The organism is Streptomyces sp. NPDC048411, assembly GCF_040704695.1.
Taxonomy (GTDB): domain Bacteria; phylum Actinomycetota; class Actinomycetes; order Streptomycetales; family Streptomycetaceae; genus Streptomyces.
Window position 1 is genome coordinate 1 of record NZ_JBEZKL010000142.1, and the last position, 18,516, is coordinate 18,516.

The window sequence follows — 18,516 nt, forward strand, 5'->3', positions numbered from 1 at the left end:
CCGAACGGGGTGTCGGTGCGGTCGTCGATCCGGACCCTGATCCCGGCCTCCCGCAGCCGATCGCCGATCTCGCGGACCGCGGTCAGCACCGCGGCCTTGAGGGCAGTCCTGCCCCTCTGAGCAGGGCTGACGGGCGGGACGGTCCGGGCACTCGTGATCGTGGCAGCCGCCCTCTGCTGCACATGCCAGTACGACGGGCGCATCCGCTGCTCCCTCCCCGCCCGCATGGCCAGGCGGCCGGCACTCTCAGGTATGGCTCAGCCACAGCCTGGCACGCGATGCGCCCGGCCGCTGCCATTCGGGACGGAAAATCGGAAACCGGACGTTACGCTTCGGCGTCCCGCGTACGGGCCGGCGTATGGTCCACGTGCGGCCCTCCCGGGCCGCCTCCGGTCAGCGCTTGGCCACGAACACGTGCGAGGCGACCTCGGCGCCCAGCTCCGCCGCCTCACCGCCGCTGCCGACCAGCACCCCGCCCGGCGACTGCGTCACGCTGACCACGGAACCGGGCTGCACGCCCGCCCGCCGCAACGTATACATCAACTGGGCGTCCGTCTGGATCGGCTCACCGATCCGGCGCACCACCACGGTCTTGCCGTCGGCTCCCGGGTCGAGCTCCGACAGGCTCACCATGCCGGCGTTCAGGAACGGGTCGGCCTCGGCCTTCTCGCCCAGCTCCTCCAGGCCCGGGATCGGATTCCCGTACGGGGACTCCGTCGGGTGCCGCAGCAGCTCCAGCACCCGCCGCTCCACCGCCTCGCTCATCACGTGCTCCCAGCGGCAGGCCTCGGCGTGCACCTGCTCCCATTCCAGGCCGATCACGTCGACGAGCAGGCACTCGGCGAGGCGGTGCTTGCGCATCACCCGGGTCGCCAGCCGACGGCCCTCCTCCGTCAGCTCCAGATGCCGGTCGCCCGCGACCTGCACCAGACCGTCGCGCTCCATCCGCGCCACCGTCTGGCTGACCGTCGGACCGCTCTGGTCCAGCCGTTCCGCGATCCGGGCGCGCATGGGAACGACGCCTTCCTCTTCGAGTTCGAGGATGGTGCGGAGATACATCTCCGTTGTGTCGATCAGTCCGGACATTCGTGCCCCTCGATGCTGTGACATGAAAAACGTCGTGCGCTGGCCCTCAGTCAATTCTGACGCATACCGCTGACAACCGTGCCGTGCCGACCGAACCCCGGACCGCCCGTGTGCGTCCCGGACGGTATTGACAGGTCACTGGTCCAGACCGCAACGTGATCCGCGGCACGGATACCCCACCCCTGCGGAAAGGGCCTCCTCGATGAGCGACAGCAAGCCGGCCGGTCAGTTCTTCGATGCAGCGATCGGCCTGCTGGAGCGTGTACGCGACGAGGAGGCCGGCCCGATCGCGGCAGCCGGGGCCGCGATCGCGGACACCGTCGAAGCGGGCGGCCGGCTCTTCGCGTTCGGCGCCGGCCACTCCTCCCTCGCCGCCCAGGACGTCGTCTACCGGGCCGGTGGACTGGCCCTGATGAACCTGCTCGCCGTGCCCGGCACACTCGGCGTCGATGTCATGCCGGCGACGCTCGGCTCGGCGCTGGAACGGGTCGAGGGGCTGGCCGGCGCCGTGCTCGACTCCAGCCCGGCGAACGCCGGCGACCTGCTGGTGATCATCTCGCTCTCCGGGCGCAACGCGTTGCCCGTCGAAATGGCGGCGGGCGCGCGGGCACTCGGCCTGAAGGTCATCGGTGTCACGTCGGTCGCCTACGCGGACGGGACCCGGTCGCGGCACGTCTCGGGCGGGTTCCTGCCGGACCACTGCGACATCGTCGTCGACAGCAAGATCGCGATCGGCGACGCGGAGCTGACGGCGGAGGGCATCGAGGCGCCGTTCGCGCCCGCCTCGACGGTGGTCACCAGTGCAGTGATGCAGGCCATGATGGCGACGGCCGCGGAGCGACTGGTGGAGCGGGGGATCGAGCCGCCGCTGCTGCGGTCGGGGAACGTCGATGGCGGGCACGAGTGGAACGGACGCGTGATGGCGCAGTACGCGGATCGGATCTTCTACCGGCACTGAGGCAGCGGCAGCGGCTTCCCCGAGTGGTCGGCGCCGTCCTCGAACGGCGGACGGGCCGGATCAGTGGCCCTACGGGGTTGCGGGCAGTGCCCGGGACAGGTCCACCGCTGTTGCCACCCGGGCCGCCACGCTCTCCGCGTACGTCGCGTCCTGGCGTTCGAAAGGGCTGCGGTTCGCCGCCCGGAGGAACGTCACCACGCCCAGCGTCCGGCCCCGGCTCCGCAGCACCGCGCACAGGGCATGGACCGAGTCGCCCGGCCACTGACGGTCCGCCGCCCAGGCCCCGGCCCGCGGCGCCTCACCGGCGCTCGCGCGGACCGAGCCCGTGCGGTCCACGGCCTCGAGCGCCGGGTGGCCCGGGGCGTAGCGGAGCGGAATGCCGCCTCCCGCCACGGGCCGGCACGGGCCGGGGGCGTCGGCCGGTGTCGCCGCCGCCCGGACCAGCCGCACCCCCGCCACCAGGTCGATCAGCGCATGGTCGGCGAAGCCCGCAAGCGCGTAGTCCAGGTAGGACATCGCCGCCTCCATCGGGTCCTCGCACTCGGCCGCCGACCTGCACGCCCGGTGCAGCTGGTTCGACCGGAACCGCACCCGGTCCGCTTCCTGCGCCGCCAGCCGCTCCGCCGTCACGTCCTGGAACAGCCAGCCGACCCCCAACGGAACCGGCTCCTCCGCGAGCGGCGACGCCAGCTGCAGGAACCCGCTGTGCCAGCAGCGCCGCCGGTCCCCCGCCGCCGTCCGCAGCGTCACCCACAGGTCGGCGGGCGCGGGCGGCGGCCCCTCGGCCAGGACGTGCTGCAGCGCGCCCTCCAGGTCCTCGACACCCTGCACGAGCAGCTCCCCGAGGGGACGTCCCAGCATCGTCGTACGGCCGCCGCCGAGCGCCCGCGCCGCATAGGCGTTGACGACCGTCGGCCGCAGGTCCACGTCGACGAGGACCACGCCCCAGGAGGCGTCCTCGAACAGCGCCTCGCTGAGGGCGATCGACCGCTCCAGGTCGATCTGGGCGTGCACCTCGCCGAACGCGCAGTACACCCCGGCCGGCTTCCCGTCCGCGCCCCGCACCCCGGCCGACTGGGTCCGTACGAGCACCCGGCCGCCGTCCTTGCGCAGCAGCGCGAACTCGTGGACCTGGCGGCCCGGCGCGTCCATGGCCGCCATCAGCCGCCCGTGCACCTCACCCGCGTCCGCATGACGCACCGCCCACCCCGCGAACCCGGGCCGCCCCACCGCTTCCTCGGCGGTCCAGCCGAGAATCCGCTCCGCCTCACGGTTCCAGTGAGTGATCGCACCGCCCGCGTCGAACGCGCAGAGCGCCGCGTCCATGCCGTCGAGCAGCGCCGCGAGCAGCTCCGACCCGGGGATGGGATCGGGGCCGAGGGCGTCGGTGATCCCACTGCTCCTGGAAACGCTCATCCCGGACCCCCTGCCGGACGTGTCCGCCGTTGCCACACGTCAGGTCATTGAACTCGAACGTGACTCAGCACACATCGACTTCCAGGAAATCGGTGCTCCGAGGGATCTCAATAAATGGGTTGTGCGGTCCCGGAGAGGTTCCTAGTGTGTGCCTTACACGTTGAAGGGAGGTGATCCGAAAAGTGCAGTCTTATCGGATTCGTGAGGTGGCTGCGGGCTGACAGCCCGTCGTCGCACGTCGTGCACCTCGGCAGGCTGTCTGCCGAAACCCAAGCAGTCACCGACCCGCGGGCTCGCCGGTAGATCCGGCCGGCTCCTCCGCAAGGAGGGACCAGAGCCCGCGGGTTTCTGCGTGTCCGGGGCCGGTCAGGGGCTGAGGCGTTCCACTCGCCAGCCCTCGCCCTCGCGTACGTACCGCAGCCGGTCGTGGAGACGGTTCTCGTGGCCCTGCCAGAACTCGATCGTCTCCGGTACGACACGGATGCCGCCCCACTCGGGGGGTGCGGGGATGTGTTCGCCCTCCGGGTAGCGGGCCGCCAGTTCCTCGTACCGGTCGATGAGTTCCTGGCGCGAGCCGATGACCGTCGACTGCTCGCTCGCCCAGGCACCCAGCTGGGAGCCGTGCGGGCGGGTGCGGAAGTAGGCGACTGTCTCCTCGCGGGCGACACGGGCCGCAGTGCCGGTGATGATGACCTGGCGGGCCAGCGGGTGCCAGGGGAAGAGCAGGGAGACGTACGGGTTGGCGGCCAGCTCGCGGCCCTTGCGGGAGGCGTAGTTGGTGAAGAAGACGAAACCGCGGTCGTCGTACTTCTTCAGCAGCACCGTCCGGGAGGAGGGGCGGCCGTCGGGGGTGGCCGTGGAGACCACCATGGCGTTCGGTTCGTAGACCATTCCACCTGCGGCGATCTGCCGGAACCAGTGGGCGAACTGCTGCATGGGGTCGGCGTCGAGCGTGTCCTCGGTAAAGCCCTCGGAGCGATACTGCTCGCGCATCGCGGCCGGATCGGTGGTGGAATCGGAAGGGGAATCTGCGGTGGGCACGGGGCCATCCTGCCGCAGGGGCCGAGTCTGCCCGGTACGGAGGGCTCTCAATCGCGCGCGGATGAAGCGGGTGGCTGTGCCGGATGTCACGCTTCCCCGCGTCGTGGGAACCCGCCAATATCTTGGGGCAGGCCACTGTGGCCTCCATACAGCCCGTCGATCGAGGGAGCCGCATGATGTCCGACTTCGTACCCGGACTCGAAGGAGTCATCGCGTTCGAGACGGAGATCGCCGAACCCGACAAGGAAGGCGGCTCGCTCCGCTACCGCGGGGTCGACATCGAGGATCTCGTCGGCCACGTGTCGTTCGGGAACGTGTGGGGTCTGTTGGTCGACGGGGCGTTCAACCCCGGGCTGCCGCCCGCCGAGCCGTTCCCGATCCCGGTCCACTCGGGTGACATCCGGGTCGATGTGCAGTCCGCGCTGGCCATGCTGGCGCCGGTCTGGGGGCTGAGGCCGCTCCTCGACATCGACGAGGAGACCGCCCGCAACGATCTGGCGCGGGCCGCCGTGATGGCGCTGTCCTACGTCGCCCAGTCGGCGCGCGGGCAGGGGCTGCCGATGGTCCCGCAGAGCGAGATCGACAAGGCGCAGTCCGTCGTCGAGCGGTTCATGATCCGCTGGCGCGGCGAGCCGGACCCGAAGCACGTCAAGGCCGTCGACGCGTACTGGACGTCGGCCGCCGAGCACGGCATGAACGCGTCCACGTTCACCGCCCGGGTCATCGCGTCGACCGGCGCCGATGTGGCGGCCGCGCTGTCCGGTGCGGTGGGCGCGATGTCGGGTCCGCTGCACGGCGGCGCCCCGTCCCGGGTCCTCGGCATGATCGAGGAGATCGAGCGGACCGGTGACGCCACCGCGTACGTGAGGAAGGCCCTGGACAAGGGTGAGCGGCTGATGGGCTTCGGACACCGGGTCTACCGGGCCGAGGACCCGCGGGCGCGCGTGCTGCGGCGTACGGCGAAGGAGCTGGGCGCGCCGCGGTTCGAGGTGGCCCAGGCGCTGGAGAAGGCCGCGCTGGAGGAGCTGCACGCGCGGCGCCCGGACCGGGTGCTGGCGACGAACGTGGAGTTCTGGGCGGCGATCATGCTGGACTTCGCGGAGGTTCCGGCGCACATGTTCACGTCGATGTTCACGTGCGCGCGTACGGCGGGATGGTCGGCGCACATCCTGGAGCAGAAGCGGACGGGGCGCCTGGTGCGGCCGTCGGCGAGGTATGTCGGTCCCGGGCCGCGCGACCCGCGGGAGATCGAGGGGTACGGCCAGATCACGGATCTGGCGAACTGACGGTCCCGGTGCTGCGCAAGCCCGGCTGGAGCTTGCCGCGGAGAGTGACGGTGCGGTGTCCGCCGAGGCGGCGCCGCACCTCCTGTTCGAAGCCGTGGGTCAGCTCCGCCCAGTTCCAGAAGGTGAGGCCGAGCTGCCCGCAGGCGTAGTAGTCGTCCTCCCAGCTCCAGCGGTCGATGCCGGAGGGCCGGCGGCAGGACGGGCACTCCACGACGCCTTCGCCGCCGTTCGCCCAGGCGCCGAGCCGGCCCGCGAACGGGGCCCACGCGCTGTCGACGGGGCACCAGGTGTCGTCGACGAGGCGGAACTCGGTGGCGCAGAGCGGACAGGTGGCAGCCCCCGCGTCACCCTGGCCGCTGTCGAAGACGGTGCGTCCGGTCGCGACGTAGAGGCCGTTGCTCCACAGCTCGACCGGTTCCGGGTCGTCGACGGCCCTGGCGTAGTTCGGACCGGGTGCGTTGCCGTAGCCGTCTCCGTCGAGGACGCAGTCGGTGCGCTCGGCGCTGACGATTCCGTCGGCGATCAGCCAGTCCAGGAGCCCGGCGCCGAGTGGTGCGGCATCCTGCTCGGTGGCGTCGAGGTCGACGATCGTCTGGAAGTAATCACCCACAGGTCCCCCAAGGTCAGTCGAGTGCGTCGTCCAGCAGTGCCGCCCACTGTGCCACGACCCTCTGACGCCGGGCCGTGTCATCGGTCAGCACGTTGGCGAGCCCGAGGCCGCGGGCCATGTCGAGGAGCCCCTGGACGGTTTCGCGCGCGCCGGGCTTCGTCTCGTCGGCGGCGAGGAGTTCGACAGCGATGCGGTGGGTCTCGCGGCCGACGCGCGCTTCGAGTTCGGTGACACGGGGGCGGAGCTGGGATTCGTTGGAGGCGGCGACCCAGAGCTGGAGCGCGGCGCGGAAGAGCGGGCCCGTGTAGAGGTCGACGAGGGCGGCGACGACGGCCGTGCGGCCCTGGACGGGCAGGGCGCGCAGGGCGGCGGAGCGTTCCTCGGCGACGTATTCGACGGCGGCGGTGAACAGGTCCTCGCGGGTCGGGAAGTGGTGCTGGGCGGCGCCGCGGGAGACCCCCGCGTGTTCGGCGACGACGGAGACCGTGGAGCCTGCCCAGCCGTGTTCGGCGAGGCAGGCGACCGCGGCTTCGAGCAGCCGTTGGCGGGTGGCGCGGCTGCGGTCCTGCTTGGGGGTCCGGTCGGTGGGGGGCGTCACAACACCCATGCGGGCTCCCGTCGTTCGAGGAAGGCCGTCATCCCTTCCCGTGCCTCGGCAGAGGCGAAGAGTGCTGCCGAGCGGGCGATGAGGTCTTCGGCGTACTGGTCGAAACTCTCCCGCACAGTAGCTGTGACCAGCTCCTTCGATGCGGCCAGCCCCTGCGGTGAGGCCCGGCGAAGTCCGTCCAGTACGGGTACGAGCGCCTGGTCCGCGTCCTCGGCGGCGAGCGTCACCAGGCCGGTCCTGGCGGCCTCGGCCGCGTCGAAGCGTTCGCCGGTGAGGTAGTAGCGGGCCGTGGCGCGGGGGTCCATGCGCGGCAAGAGCGGGAGGGAGATGACGGCGGGGGCGAGGCCCAGGCGGGACTCGGTGAGGGCGAACGTCGCCGCCGGACCCGCCACCGAGATGTCGCAGGATGCGAGAAGCCCGAACCCGCCCGCCCGGACATGCCCGGTGACCCGGGCCACGACCGGCTTGGGCAGCGTCACGATGCGCCGCATCAGGGCGACGAAGGTGTGCGGGTCGGCCGGCGCCTTCAGGTCGGCCCCCGCACAGAACGTGGTCCCGGTGTGGGTGAGGACCACGGCCCGGACCGCGTCATCGGCCGCGCAGGCGTCGAGGGCCTCGGACAGCTCGCCGACCAGGGGGGCGCTCAGCGCGTTGCGGTTGGCCGGGGAGTCCAGCGTGAGTGTGGTGATCCCGCGCTCATGGGCGGGCGGGGCGAGCTGGCTCATGGATCGCTCTCCTTCTGCGGGGCACCTCGACGAGCGTGGCAGCGGGAGCAAGAACAATCAAGCGTGCTTGCATGATTTCGAGGACTCGACGAGCCTCGTCGCGCGCGCACGCCGGAAGAAGTCCTGGTGGCCCGAGGTCCGCGACACGCCCAGCGGGAGCTGTTCGAATCTCCTTGCCCCACCGCGCGCCCGGGTCGCAGAGTTGTACGGCGCCGCAGGTTGCGGGGCGGTCGGATGCGGTTCGGCAACGGGGGCAGGCAGTGGCGGTCGACGCACTGGATCAGGGGGGCGGCACGGCGGAGCCGGTGCCGATCTACGAAGGGGGAGACATCGAGGAACTGCGCCAGGTCGTGGGCCGGCGCCTGTCGCCGCACCGGCTGACGATCCTGGGGCCTCAGCGGCTGCCGGGCAGGTTCCGGGCCTTCCACGAGGGCTCCGTGGGGCTGTACGACCTGGCCTACGGTGCTCCGGTGCGGCTGCTGGCACAGGATCTGCCCGGCTTCTACAACGCCATCCTTCCCCAGGCCGGTGCCGGGGTGGTGGTCGTCAACGGCACCGCGCTGCCGTCCTCGTTGTCCGTGGCGGGACCGGGCGACGTGGTCTCGATGGAGTGGGACCACCTGGCGGTCAACGGGGCACTCGCCATGTCCCGGGACACCATGACCGAGGTGGCCGCGGTGCGCCTGGGCGACGTACCGCAGAGGCCGCTGCGTTTCCGCCGGCACCTGCTGGACCGGGCGGACCCGGCCGTGCGTTCCTGGCTGGCGCTCGTCGACGCCTTCCGGCAGTTCCTGCTCTCCCCGCTGGCGCACCGTCCCGGCCTGGGCGTACGGCACTTCGAACGTCTGCTGGTCGACACCCTGCTGGACGTCCAGGCCCACTCCTGGAGCGTCGAGGTGCCCGGCGTCGGCACCACGATGCTGCCGGGCGCCCTGCGCCGCGCGACGGCCTACTGCGAGGTGCACGCCGACGAGGCCGTCTCCGTCTCCGACATCGCGCAGGCCGCCCGGGTCGGCGTGCGGGCCCTGCGGGAGGGCTTCCGCAGGCACCTGGACACCACGCCCATGGCCTACCTGCGCAGGGTCCGGCTCGACCATGCCCACCGCGAACTGACGGCCATCGCCGAAGGGAACGCCACCGGATCGGTCACCGAGGTCGCCTGCCGCTGGGGTTTCACGCACCTCGGCCGCTTCAGCGCCGAGTACCGGCAGGCGTACGGGCGGCTGCCCTCGGATACCTCGAAGGGGCGGCACGGACTATCCACAAACGCGTGATTCCCCGGCTCCGAACCGGATAGTCCGTGGACACGGCCCGGGAGAGTCTGGGTTCCGACAACGGCCGCGCCGCCGCGAGGCCGAGACGACGAAGGGACACAGTCTCCATGGCTACGAAGACCGCCAAGGCCCGGCGCAGGAGCGTTCTGGTGAGGATGGCGGGCGTCACCGCCGGGCTCGCGCTCCTCACCGCCGGCACGGTCACCCAGGCCCAGGCGTCGACGACCGCCGGCTACATCGGCGACGGCTACGCCAACAACACGCACGGCGTGTGGTGCGTCCAGCACCTCCTCAACGACATCGCCTACGACTACGGCTACGGCCGCCCGCTGGCCGAGGACGGCCTCTGGGGCCCGGACACCAGGAGCTGGGTGATGTGGTACCAGCGCACCGCCCCGTCCCTCTTCAACCTCACTGTGGACGGCATCGTGGGGAAGGGCACCGGAGGCTACCTGCTGCTGGAGGGCGACGACTACTACGGCGGCAACAACTACTGCTACACCTACGTACCTTCGAGGTTCTGACGACCACCTCACCGGTCGCCGTCGCGCCGTCCGCACCGCATGGGCCGAAGCCTCACCGGAGGGCTTCGGCCCATGCGGCCGTACGCGCACCGGCCCATGCGGCCCGGCCGCCCCGAGAGGGTCAGCGCCCCGCCTGCCGTTCCCGCAGTTCCCTGCGCAGGATCTTCCCGGACACCGCGCGCGGCACCGTCTCGATGAACTCGACCTGCCGGACCTTCTTGTACGGGGCGACCGGTGGATGGCGGTGTCGAGGGGCTGGACGTCGGGGTAGTCGCTCCGGAACACGTGCACCATGGCGGTTGGGTTCCTTCGATGCGGATGGGCGGGGTGGCGGCGGGCGGGCAGGCCCTCGTACGACGCGTGGGAGGTGGCGTGCGGGGCCGCCCCCTGATCGCCGTGGCGGCCCCGCACGGTGTCGCTGTGGAGGGGCAGAATGGCGTCTGTCAGTACGACTTGGGGAGACCCAGGGACTGATGGGACACGTAGTTCAGGATCATTTCCCGGCTGACGGGTGCGATCCGGGCCACCCGGGCGGCGGTGATCAGGGACGCGAGGCCGTATTCGCGGGTGAGGCCGTTGCCGCCGAGGGTGTGCACGGCCTGGTCGACGGCCTTGACGCAGGCCTCACCCGCCGCGTATTTCGCCATGTTGGCGGCCTCGCCCGCGCCGATGTCGTCGCCCTCGTCGTAGAGGCGGGCGGCCTTCTGCATCATGAGCCGGGCCAGTTCCAGTTCGATGTGGGCCTGGGCGAGGGGGTGCGCGATGGCCTGGTGGGAGCCGATCGGCTCCTTCCACACCTGCCGGGTCTGCGCGTACTCGACGGCGCGGCCGAGCGCGTAGCGGCCCATGCCGATGCCGAACGCGGCGGTCATGATGCGTTCGGGGTTCAGTCCGGCGAAGAGCTGGAGCAGACCCGCGTCCTCTCCCCCACTCTCGGCTTCGCCCGAGCGGGAGGTACCCCCTCCGACGAGGGCGTCGGCGGGCAGCCGCACGTCGTCGAGGACGAGCTCGAACTGCTTCTCCGGCGCCTGGAGTTCCATGTCGATCTGCGAGCGCCGGAAGCCGGGGGCGTCGCGCGGGACGATGAAGAGACAGGGCTTGAGCCTCCCCGTCCTGGCGTCCTCGGTGCGGCCGACGATGAGGGTGGCGTCGGCGATGTCGACGCCGGAGACGAAGACCTTCCGCCCGGTGAGCAGCCAGTCCTCGCCGTCGCGGCGGGCGGTGGTGGTGATGCGGTGGGAGTTGGATCCGGCGTCGGGTTCGGTGATGCCGAAGGCCATGGTGAGGGAGCCGTCCGCGAGACCCGGGAGCCATTGCTGCTTCTGGGTGTCGGTGCCGAAGCGGGCGATGACGGTGCCGCAGATCGCCGGAGAGACCACCATCATCAGCAGCGGACAGCCCGCCGCACCCAATTCCTCAAGGACGATGGAGAGTTCGGCCATGCCGCCGCCGCCACCGCCGTACTCCTCCGGGAGGTTCACCCCGAGGTAGCCGAGCTTGGCCGCTTCGGTCCACAGTTCGCGGGGGTGGGCTCCGTCGCGCACGACGGACGTCATGTAGTCACGCCCGTACCGCTTTCCGAGTGCGGCGACGGCGGCGCGCAGGGCTTGCTGCTCTTCGGTTTCGAGGACGGTACTCATGGGGTCGGTTCCTCCTGTACGACGGCGAGCAGGGCGCCGACCTCCACCTGGAGGCCGGGTGCGGCATGCAGTGCGGTGAGGGTGCCGGAGGCAGGGGCGAGAATGCGGTGTTCCATCTTCATCGCCTCCAGCCAGATCAGCGGTTGCCCCGCCTCGACCGCCGCGCCCTCCACGAGCCCGTCCGCGAGCCGGACGACGGTGCCGGGCATGGGGGCGAGCAGGGAGCCGGGGTCGGTGCGGTCGGTGGGTTCGGTGAAGCGGGGCAGGGCGATGAAGGTGTACGAGCCGGTGGCGCCGTCCACGTACACCCGGTCCTGATGGACGGAGAGGCGGAAACGGTGGGTGACGCCGTCGTCCGTCTCGACGGTGACGTGGTCGGGGGTGGCGGTGAGGATCCGGGCGCCGGGGGCTTCGATCGCGCCGCCGCGGGTGGTGCGGTAAGCGATCTCGTGTTCGGTGCCGTCGGGTTCGCTGCGGTAGCGCCTGGTCTGGGGCTGCGAGGGGACATTGCGCCAGGCGCCGAAGCGGGAACCTGGGGAACGTGGTGGGTTGGCGCCGGTGTGCGGCTTCCACTGGATGCCGGCGGCACCCGGGTACGGGGTGGACGCCGCCGGGGGGCGTGGTGGGTTGGCGCCGGTGTATGGCTTCCACGGGGTGCCGGTGGAACGGCGGCGGGTGGCGTCGGCGGCGGTTGCGGCGAGGGCGGCGAGGTTCCGGTCCGTGGCGTCGTCGGGGGTGGCGGTGAGGGCGTCCAGGTGGCGGTCGTAGAAGCCGGTGTCGAGGCGGGCGCCGGTGAAGTCGGGGTGGCGCAGGGACCGTACGAGCAGGTCGCGGTTGGTGACCGGTCCGTGGATGCGGGTGCGTTCCAGGGCGCGGGCGAGGAGCCGTACGGCCTGGGTGCGAGTGGGGGCGTGGGCGATGACCTTGGCGAGCATCGGGTCGTAGTGCCCGCCGATGGTGTCGCCGCCGGTGTACCCGGTGTCCAGGCGCAGTCCGGGTTCGTCCGGTACGTCGAGGGTGTGCAGCGGTCCGGTCCGGGGCTGCCAGTCGCGGGCGGGGTCCTCGGCGTAGAGCCGGGCCTCGACGGCGTGCCCGTCCGGGGCGGGGGGCGCGGGGGACGGGAGGGGTTCGCCTTCGGCGACGGAGAGCTGCAGGGCGGCGAGGTCGAGGCCGAAGACGGCTTCGGTGACGGGGTGTTCGACCTGGAGGCGGGTGTTCATCTCCAGGAAGCAGGGGTGCCCGTCGGCGGTGACGAGGAACTCGACGGTGCCCGCGCCGCGGTAGCCGACGGCTCGGGCGGCGGCGGTCGCCGCGTCGTGCAGCCGGGTGCGCAGCGCCTCGTCGAGGCCGGGTGCGGGTGCTTCCTCGATGACCTTCTGGTGGCGGCGCTGAAGCGAGCAGTCGCGGGTGCCGAGCGCCCATACGGTGCCGTGCTCGTCGGCCATGATCTGGACCTCGACGTGCCGGCCGCGCTCGATGTACGGCTCGGCGAAGATTTCCCCGTCCCCGAAGGCGTTCGCCGCCTCGGCCGCGGCAGCCGCCATCTCGCCGGGCAGCGCGCTCAGTTCCCGTACGACCCGCATTCCGCGCCCGCCGCCACCGGCCGCGGCCTTCAGCAGCAGCGGCAGATCGTCCGCGGTCGCCTTCGCCGGGTCGACGGGGGCGAGCAGCGGCACTCCGGCGGCGGCCATCAGCTCCTTGGCGCGGGTCTTGGACGCCATCATCTCGATGGCCTTGGCCGGCGGGCCGACCCAGAGGAGGCCGGCGTCCTGCACGGCCCGGGCGAACCCGGCGTTCTCGGAGAGGAACCCGTAGCCGGGGTGCACGGCGTCGGCGCCCGCGGCGAGCGCGGCACGTACGACGAGATCGCCGCGCAGATACGTGTCGGCGGGCGCGGCCCCCGGCAGCCGTACGGCCGCGTCCGCTTCCCTGACATGCAGCGCGTCGGCATCCGCGTCGGAGTGCACGGCGACGGTGGCGATGCCCAGGGCGCGGCAGGTCCGGAAGATCCGGCAGGCGATCTCGCCCCGATTGGCGACGAGCAGGGTGCTGATCATGGTCGTCCTCACATCCGGAAGATGCCGAAGCCGCCGCGGGCGCCTTCGACCGGGGCGGTGTGGATCGCGGACAGGCAGATCCCGAGGACGGTCCTGGTGTCGCGCGGGTCGATGACCCCGTCGTCGTACAGCCGCCCGGAGAGGAACATCGGCAGCGACTCGGACTCGATCTGCTGCTCCACCATGGCGCGCAGCCCGGCGTCGGCCTCGTCGTCGTAGGGCCGTCCCTTCGCGGCGGCGGAGGCGCGGGCGACGATGGACAGCACGCCCGCGAGTTGCTGCGGTCCCATGACGGCGGATTTGCTGCCCGGCCAGGCGAAGAGGAAGCGGGGGTCGTAGGCGCGCCCGCACATGCCGTAGTGCCCGGCCCCGTACGAGGCACCCATCAGGACGGACAGGTGCGGGACCCTGGAGTTGGACACCGCGTTGATCATCATCGCGCCGTGTTTGATGATGCCGCCCTGCTCGTACTCCTTGCCGACCATGTAGCCGGTGGTGTTGTGGAGGAAGAGGAGCGGGATGTCGCGCTGGTTGGCGAGCTGGATGAACTGGGCGGCCTTCTGCGACTCCTCGCTGAACAGCACGCCCTGGGCGTTGGCGAGGATGCCGACGGGGTAACCGTGCAGCTGGGCCCAGCCAGTGACGAGGCTGGTCCCGTACAGCGGCTTGAACGCGTCGAAGTCCGAGCCGTCGACGAGCCGCGCGATGACCTCACGTGGATCGAACGGGTCCTTCAGATCGCCGGGCACGATGCCGAGGAGCTCCTCCTCGTCGTACTTCGGTGGTTCGGCGGGTCCCGGATCGGCGTGTGCCTTGCGCCAGTTGAGCCGGGCGACGATTCGCCGCGCCTGGCGGAGCGCGTCGTGCTCGTCGACGGCGAAATGGTCGGCGAGCCCGGAGGTGCGGGCGTGCATGTCGGCGCCTCCGAGGGACTCGTCGTCGCTCTCCTCGCCGGTCGCCATCTTCACGAGCGGCGGTCCGCCGAGGAAGACCTTGGACTGCTCCTTGATCATGACGGTGTGGTCGGACATGCCGGGGACGTACGCCCCGCCGGCGGTCGAGTTCCCGAAGACGACCGCGACGGTCGGGATTCCGGCGGCGGAGAGCCGGGTGAGGTCGCGGAAGAGTGCGCCGCCGGGGATGAAGATCTCCTTCTGGGACGGCAGGTCCGCCCCGCCCGATTCGACAAGGCTGATGCACGGCAGCCGGTTGGCGAAGGCGATCTCGTTGGCGCGCAGGGCCTTCTTCAGGGTCCAGGGGTTGGAGGCGCCACCGCGTACGGTCGGGTCGTTGGCGGTGATCAGGCACTCCACGCCCTCGACGACGCCGATGCCGGTGACGAGCGAGGCGCCTACCGCGTACTCGCTGCCCCAGGCGGCGAGCGGCGACAGTTCCAGGAACGGGGTGTCGGGGTCGACGAGCAGCTCGATCCGTTCCCGGGCGAGGAGCTTGCCGCGCCTGCGGTGCCGCTCGGTGTACTTCTCGCCGCCGCCCGCGAGGGCCTTGGCGTGCTCGGTGTCGAGGTCGGCGAGCTTGGTCAGCATGGCGGCGCGGTTGGCGGCGTATTCGGGGCTCGCGGTGTCGAGCCCGGTGGCCAGGACGGTCATGCGTGCGCCTCCGGTGCGTCGGTGGACTCGAGCAGGTTCACGGGGACGGGGAGATGCCGGGACCGCAGCCACTCCCCCACCGCCTTGGCCTGCGGATCGAAACGGGCCTGCGCGGCGACGCCTTCGCCGAGGAGCCCGCGGACGACGAAGTTCAGCGCACGGAGGTTCGGCAGGACATGCCGCACGACGGTCAACCCGGCAGTCTCCGGGAGCAGTTCCTGGAACCGCTCGACGGTGAGCTCATGCGCGAGCCAGCGCCAGGCGTCGTCGGTACGGACCCAGACGCCGACGTTGGCGTCCCCGCCCTTGTCGCCGCTGCGGGCGCCCGCGATGCGGCCGAGCGGGGCGAGCCGGGTGATCCCGGTGGGCAGCGGCTCGGGAAGGGATGGCTCGTCCACGCTCTCGAGCTCCCTCACCTGTACCGGTGTTGCCATGTCCTCCCGCCGCCCGTCCGGCAGTACGGCGACGTGGTCGACCTCTCCCGCCGGTACGTACCTCGCCTCGAACACCCCGTAGGGCGCGCCCTTGCCGGGCGGGGCGGTGACGTGAAAGCCCGGGTAGCTGCCGAGGGCCAGCTCGATCGCGGCCCCGGAGACGGTGCGTCCGACCGTCTCCGGGTCCTGGTCGCGGACGACGAGCCGGAGCAGGGCGCCGGCTCTCTCCTCGGTGTCGGCGTCGGCCCTGTCGGTTCGGGCCAGCTCCCACCGCACCTCGTCGGGCTGCGTACGGGTCCGGGCGAGCGCCTGCGCGAACTGGTCCTGCACCAGCTGCGCCTTGGCCTCGATGTCGAGTCCGGTGAGCACGAAGACGACTTCGTTGCGCCAGCCGCCGAGCCGGTTGAGCCCGACCTTGAGCGTGGGCGGCGGAGCCTCCCCGCGCACTCCGGAGATCCGTACGCGGTCCGGTCCGTCCTGCGTCAGCCGTACGGTGTCGAGCCGGGCGGTCACGTCCGGTCCGGCGTACCGGGCGCCTCCGGTCTCGTACAGGAGCTGGGCGGTGACGGTCCCGGTGTCGACGACGCCGCCCGTACCGTCGTGCTTGGTGATGACGGACGTCCCGTCGGCGTGGATCTCGGCGAGCGGGAAGCCGGGGCGGCGGATGTCGTGGCCGCGGAAGAAGGAGTAGTTCCCGCCGGTCGCCTGGGTGCCGCACTCCAGCACGTGCCCGGCGACGAGGGCACCGGCGAGCGCGTCGTGGTCGTCGGGTTCCCAGCCGAAGTGGGCCGCGGCGGGACCCGTGACGAGGGCTGCGTCGGTGACCCGGCCGGTGACGACGACATCGGCTCCGGCGCGCAGGCAGGCGGTGATGCCCGCGCCCCCGAGGTATGCGTTGGCGGTGAGGAACCCTTCGGGGACGGGCAGGCTGTCGCCCTCGACATGCGCGACGCGCACCGGCACACCCACCTTCTCCGCCAACTCCCTGACCGCTTCGGCCAGTCCGGCCGGATTGAGCCCTCCGGCGTTGGCGACGATCTTCACCCCGCCTTCGTGCGCGAGCCCGAGACCCTCTTCGAGCTGGCGCAGGAAGGTGGTGGCGTACCCGCGGTTCGGATCCTTGATTCGGCTCCGCCCGAGGATGAGCATGGTCAGTTCGGCGAGATAGTCGCCGGTGAGGACGTCGAGGGGGCCGCCGGTGAGCATCTCGCGCATGGCGTCGAAGCGGTCGCCGTAGAAGCCGGAGGCGTTCCCGATCCGCAGCGGCGCGGCGGTCACCGCGCACCGCCCTTGGGCGCGCGGCCGGGACCGGGCGGCCCGGCGAAGGCCTGTGCGATGTCGAGCCACTGGTCGGCGTCGTCCCCGACAGCGCGCACGGCCAGGTCGAGCCGGTGGGCGCGCTGGGTGACGAGCAGACAGAAGTCGTACAGCGGTCCGGTGACGCGCTGCGTGGCGCCCTCGGGTCCGTACGCGATCACCTCACCGTCAGGTGCGGCGAGTTCGACCCGGAACTCGTCACGGGGTGCCTTGATCCCCCGTACGAGGAACGCGTAGTCGCGGGCGCGCACTCCGATCCGGGCGACGTGCCGCAGCCGGGCGGTCGGGGCGCGCACGACACCGAGGGCGTCGGCGATGTCCTGTCCGTGGGCCCAGGTCTCCATGAGCCGCGCGGTTGCCATGGACGCGACGCTCATGGGCGGGCCGTACCAGGGGATGCGGGTGCCGGGCGGGGCGTCGCGCAGGGCGCGCCCGAGCCGCTCACGCCCGTCGCGCCAGCGCGCGAGCAACGCGGCCGGCGGCACGGCAACGATCTCCTCGGCCGCCTGATCGACAAAGCTGTCGGGGGCCGCCTGGGCCCTGGTCACCTCCACCGCGAAGGCATCCGGATCGGTGGCGGCAAGCAGGGCGACCTCGTCGGTCCAGGTCAGATGGGCGATCTGATGGGCGATGGTCCAGCGTTCGGCGGGGGTCGGCCGGGCCCACCGATCGGCGCTCAACTCCGCAACGAGTGAGTCGAGTTCGTCGTTCTCGTCGCACAGATCGTCGAGCACGGCTGCGGCGTCGGACACGGTGCGCTCCCCTCGGGGCATGGCGGTGTGCCGAGGAGCATGTCAGCGGACCAGGAAACAATCAAGCATGCTTGCATTAATTGATGCGTCCGCCTCCACCGACGGTCCGGGACTCGACTGCTAGCCTCCGCCGATGGCTGACGAACCTCGCACCACGGGCGTGCGTTTCGACGACAACGGGCTTGTCCTGGAGCGGTATCGGGACAAGAGCGGCATCTACTACACCTTCCCGGGCGACGGCCGTACTGCCGCCGGCCCATCCGTCGCCCTGTCCCTGACCGAGGCGCTGCACGCCCGGATACGTCCGGTCGGCACCGCGGAAAAGGTTCTCCGCGCCTGGTCGCAAGGAACGCTCACGCAGGGCGCGGCCGCCCTGGACGACCCGACCGCAGCCGCGCCGACCCGGGTGCGCGGCGGCGCGATCGTCATCCGTGACCGGCACATGCTGCTGATCGGCCTCGTCGAGGGCGGCCGGACCTGGTACGAGATCCCGGGCGGCGGGGTCGAGGCCGGCGAGACGCCGGAGATGGCGGCGGTCCGTGAGCTCCGGGAGGAGACCGGCCTGCGCGGGACGGTCGTGCGCGAGGTGGCCCGGATCTGGCGGCGCGGCACCCGGGGCCACTACTTCACGATGGAGACGGAGGGCGAGGTGGGCGCACCGGAGACGCTGGACAACTACGGCGGCGTCCCGGTCTGGGTCCCTGTCCCCGAGTTGCCCACCACCCCGCTGTGGCCCCGTCGGCTGTCCTGGCGGATCGCCCACTGGCACACCTTCGGCTGGCCGGCGCCTCCGGCGGAACTCGCCGACTCAGTGGGGGACCTGGATGCGGCCTGCGCGTGGTGAGGGCGCGGACCGGAGAGCCGGAGTCCGACGAGAGCCCGCGCACGGAGGGTGGCCCGGGCGGCCGGCTCGTGCGGTGCCGGAGTTCCTGCCCGGCCGGGCCCGCTGGACGCACAGTGCGGCGTACGACAGGCACCTCACGGGGTCCGGCTACGCCGGGCGGTTCTTCCTGGACCCGGTGACCGACCGGCTGTATTTCGACACCGTCAACCCGACGCCGCAGCCGGACAACTCCTAGGGCCTGTCCTGAGTTCCCCGTCGTCCGCGCGCAGCGCGGGCGCAGCGGTGGTCGGTGCGTGCGATCGGCGTGCGGTGTCGCAGGTCATGTGGCGGAGCCACCT

Annotated in this window: 17 protein-coding genes and 1 pseudogene; 6 read left to right on the forward strand and 12 right to left on the reverse strand. The window is 71.7% G+C overall.

Annotated elements, in window-relative coordinates; genetic code table 11:
- Together AB0915_RS32660 and AB0915_RS32665 are read right to left on the reverse strand one after the other, a co-directional pair.
- A pseudogene (locus AB0915_RS32660) lies at nt 1-203 on the reverse strand (hypothetical protein); the annotation flags it as partial.
- A 190-nt stretch (nt 204-393) separates the two neighbouring features.
- A complete protein-coding gene (locus tag AB0915_RS32665) occupies nt 394-1,086 on the reverse strand; it encodes a metal-dependent transcriptional regulator (RefSeq protein WP_366694509.1) in 693 nt (230 codons plus the stop codon).
- 202 nt (nt 1,087-1,288) lie between these two features.
- Between AB0915_RS32665 and AB0915_RS32670 the strand changes: the two genes are divergently transcribed.
- Nucleotides 1,289-2,044 (forward strand): SIS domain-containing protein, encoded by a 756-nt coding sequence (locus AB0915_RS32670; RefSeq protein WP_366694510.1) that lies wholly within the window; start codon nt 1,289-1,291, stop codon nt 2,042-2,044.
- 69 nt (nt 2,045-2,113) lie between these two features.
- Here the strand turns inward: AB0915_RS32670 and AB0915_RS32675 are convergent, their stop codons facing one another.
- The gene (locus AB0915_RS32675; RefSeq protein WP_366694511.1) at nt 2,114-3,460 is read right to left on the reverse strand and encodes a PAS domain-containing protein; all 1,347 of its coding nucleotides are present in this window, start codon (nt 3,458-3,460) and stop codon (nt 2,114-2,116) included.
- A gap of 366 nt (nt 3,461-3,826) precedes the next feature.
- On the reverse strand, nt 3,827-4,453 hold the full coding sequence (pdxH, locus tag AB0915_RS32680) for a pyridoxamine 5'-phosphate oxidase (RefSeq protein WP_366133709.1): 627 nt from the start codon (nt 4,451-4,453) through the stop codon (nt 3,827-3,829).
- A gap of 224 nt (nt 4,454-4,677) precedes the next feature.
- Between pdxH and AB0915_RS32685 the strand changes: the two genes are divergently transcribed.
- Nucleotides 4,678-5,787 carry a citrate synthase 2 gene (locus tag AB0915_RS32685; RefSeq protein ID WP_366694523.1) on the forward strand — a complete coding sequence of 370 codons (1,110 nt, stop codon included), beginning with the start codon at nt 4,678-4,680 and terminating at the stop codon, nt 5,785-5,787.
- On the opposite strand, the gene AB0915_RS32690 is transcribed toward AB0915_RS32685, so the two are convergent.
- From AB0915_RS32690 to AB0915_RS32700, 3 genes are read right to left on the reverse strand one after another with little or no spacing between them, the layout of a single operon-like run.
- Nucleotides 5,768-6,397, reverse strand: coding sequence for a hypothetical protein (locus tag AB0915_RS32690; RefSeq protein WP_366694512.1), 630 nt, complete (start codon nt 6,395-6,397; stop codon nt 5,768-5,770). The genes AB0915_RS32685 and AB0915_RS32690 overlap by 20 nt on opposite strands.
- A 13-nt stretch (nt 6,398-6,410) precedes the next feature.
- On the reverse strand, nt 6,411-7,004 hold the full coding sequence (locus AB0915_RS32695; protein WP_327244965.1) for a TetR/AcrR family transcriptional regulator: 594 nt from the start codon (nt 7,002-7,004) through the stop codon (nt 6,411-6,413).
- A complete protein-coding gene (locus AB0915_RS32700; RefSeq protein WP_366694513.1) occupies nt 6,992-7,729 on the reverse strand; it encodes an enoyl-CoA hydratase family protein in 738 nt (245 codons plus the stop codon). The genes AB0915_RS32695 and AB0915_RS32700 overlap by 13 nt, the downstream gene beginning before the upstream one ends.
- 260 nt (nt 7,730-7,989) lie before the next feature.
- Here AB0915_RS32700 and AB0915_RS32705 point away from each other — a divergent pair, with 260 nt between their 5' ends.
- Nucleotides 7,990-9,003, forward strand: a complete 1,014-nt coding sequence (locus tag AB0915_RS32705; RefSeq protein ID WP_366694514.1) for an AraC family transcriptional regulator — start codon at nt 7,990-7,992, stop codon at nt 9,001-9,003.
- Between the two features lie 107 nt (nt 9,004-9,110).
- Nucleotides 9,111-9,527: a peptidoglycan-binding domain-containing protein gene (locus tag AB0915_RS32710; RefSeq protein ID WP_366694515.1), complete on the forward strand. Its 417-nt coding sequence runs from the start codon at nt 9,111-9,113 to the stop codon at nt 9,525-9,527.
- A 443-nt stretch (nt 9,528-9,970) separates the two neighbouring features.
- Here the strand turns inward: AB0915_RS32710 and AB0915_RS32715 are convergent, their stop codons facing one another.
- The 5 genes from AB0915_RS32715 to AB0915_RS32735 are packed head-to-tail and all read right to left on the reverse strand — an operon-like array spanning nt 9,971 to nt 17,334.
- The gene (locus AB0915_RS32715) at nt 9,971-11,167 is read right to left on the reverse strand and encodes an acyl-CoA dehydrogenase family protein (RefSeq protein WP_366694516.1); all 1,197 of its coding nucleotides are present in this window, start codon (nt 11,165-11,167) and stop codon (nt 9,971-9,973) included.
- Nucleotides 11,164-13,224: a biotin carboxylase N-terminal domain-containing protein gene (locus tag AB0915_RS32720; protein WP_366694517.1), complete on the reverse strand. Its 2,061-nt coding sequence runs from the start codon at nt 13,222-13,224 to the stop codon at nt 11,164-11,166. The genes AB0915_RS32715 and AB0915_RS32720 overlap by 4 nt, the downstream gene beginning before the upstream one ends.
- Nucleotides 13,225-13,232: 8 nt before the next feature.
- On the reverse strand, nt 13,233-14,831 hold the full coding sequence (locus AB0915_RS32725) for a carboxyl transferase domain-containing protein (RefSeq protein ID WP_366694518.1): 1,599 nt from the start codon (nt 14,829-14,831) through the stop codon (nt 13,233-13,235).
- Nucleotides 14,828-16,543 carry an acyclic terpene utilization AtuA family protein gene (locus AB0915_RS32730; RefSeq protein ID WP_366694519.1) on the reverse strand — a complete coding sequence of 572 codons (1,716 nt, stop codon included), beginning with the start codon at nt 16,541-16,543 and terminating at the stop codon, nt 14,828-14,830. Before AB0915_RS32730 ends, AB0915_RS32725 begins: the two co-directional genes overlap by 4 nt.
- A complete protein-coding gene (locus AB0915_RS32735) occupies nt 16,540-17,334 on the reverse strand; it encodes a TIGR03084 family metal-binding protein (RefSeq protein WP_366694520.1) in 795 nt (264 codons plus the stop codon). Before AB0915_RS32735 ends, AB0915_RS32730 begins: the two co-directional genes overlap by 4 nt.
- A gap of 133 nt (nt 17,335-17,467) precedes the next feature.
- Here AB0915_RS32735 and AB0915_RS32740 point away from each other — a divergent pair, with 133 nt between their 5' ends.
- Together AB0915_RS32740 and AB0915_RS32745 are read left to right on the forward strand one after the other, a co-directional pair.
- Nucleotides 17,468-18,178: an NUDIX domain-containing protein gene (locus tag AB0915_RS32740; protein WP_366694521.1), complete on the forward strand. Its 711-nt coding sequence runs from the start codon at nt 17,468-17,470 to the stop codon at nt 18,176-18,178.
- 73 nt (nt 18,179-18,251) lie between these two features.
- Nucleotides 18,252-18,413: a hypothetical protein gene (locus AB0915_RS32745; protein ID WP_366694522.1), complete on the forward strand. Its 162-nt coding sequence runs from the start codon at nt 18,252-18,254 to the stop codon at nt 18,411-18,413.
- Nucleotides 18,414-18,516 lie beyond the last annotated feature (103 nt).

What these genes read in the sequence shown, in the direction of transcription:
- AB0915_RS32700 (WP_366694513.1), bottom strand. Translation starts at nt 7,729, where the DNA reads ATGAGCCAGCTCGCCCCGCCCGCCCATGAGCGCGGGATCACCACACTC.
- AB0915_RS32670 (WP_366694510.1), top strand. Translation starts at nt 1,289, where the DNA reads ATGAGCGACAGCAAGCCGGCCGGTCAGTTCTTCGATGCAGCGATCGGC.
- pdxH (WP_366133709.1), bottom strand. Translation starts at nt 4,453, where the DNA reads ATGCGCGAGCAGTATCGCTCCGAGGGCTTTACCGAGGACACGCTCGAC.
- AB0915_RS32710 (WP_366694515.1), top strand. Translation starts at nt 9,111, where the DNA reads ATGGCTACGAAGACCGCCAAGGCCCGGCGCAGGAGCGTTCTGGTGAGG.
- AB0915_RS32715 (WP_366694516.1), bottom strand. Translation starts at nt 11,167, where the DNA reads ATGAGTACCGTCCTCGAAACCGAAGAGCAGCAAGCCCTGCGCGCCGCC.
- AB0915_RS32675 (WP_366694511.1), bottom strand. Translation starts at nt 3,460, where the DNA reads ATGAGCGTTTCCAGGAGCAGTGGGATCACCGACGCCCTCGGCCCCGAT.
- AB0915_RS32725 (WP_366694518.1), bottom strand. Translation starts at nt 14,831, where the DNA reads ATGACCGTCCTGGCCACCGGGCTCGACACCGCGAGCCCCGAATACGCC.
- AB0915_RS32740 (WP_366694521.1), top strand. Translation starts at nt 17,468, where the DNA reads ATGGCTGACGAACCTCGCACCACGGGCGTGCGTTTCGACGACAACGGG.
- AB0915_RS32695 (WP_327244965.1), bottom strand. Translation starts at nt 7,004, where the DNA reads ATGGGTGTTGTGACGCCCCCCACCGACCGGACCCCCAAGCAGGACCGC.
- AB0915_RS32685 (WP_366694523.1), top strand. Translation starts at nt 4,678, where the DNA reads ATGTCCGACTTCGTACCCGGACTCGAAGGAGTCATCGCGTTCGAGACG.
- AB0915_RS32665 (WP_366694509.1), bottom strand. Translation starts at nt 1,086, where the DNA reads ATGTCCGGACTGATCGACACAACGGAGATGTATCTCCGCACCATCCTC.
- AB0915_RS32720 (WP_366694517.1), bottom strand. Translation starts at nt 13,224, where the DNA reads ATGATCAGCACCCTGCTCGTCGCCAATCGGGGCGAGATCGCCTGCCGG.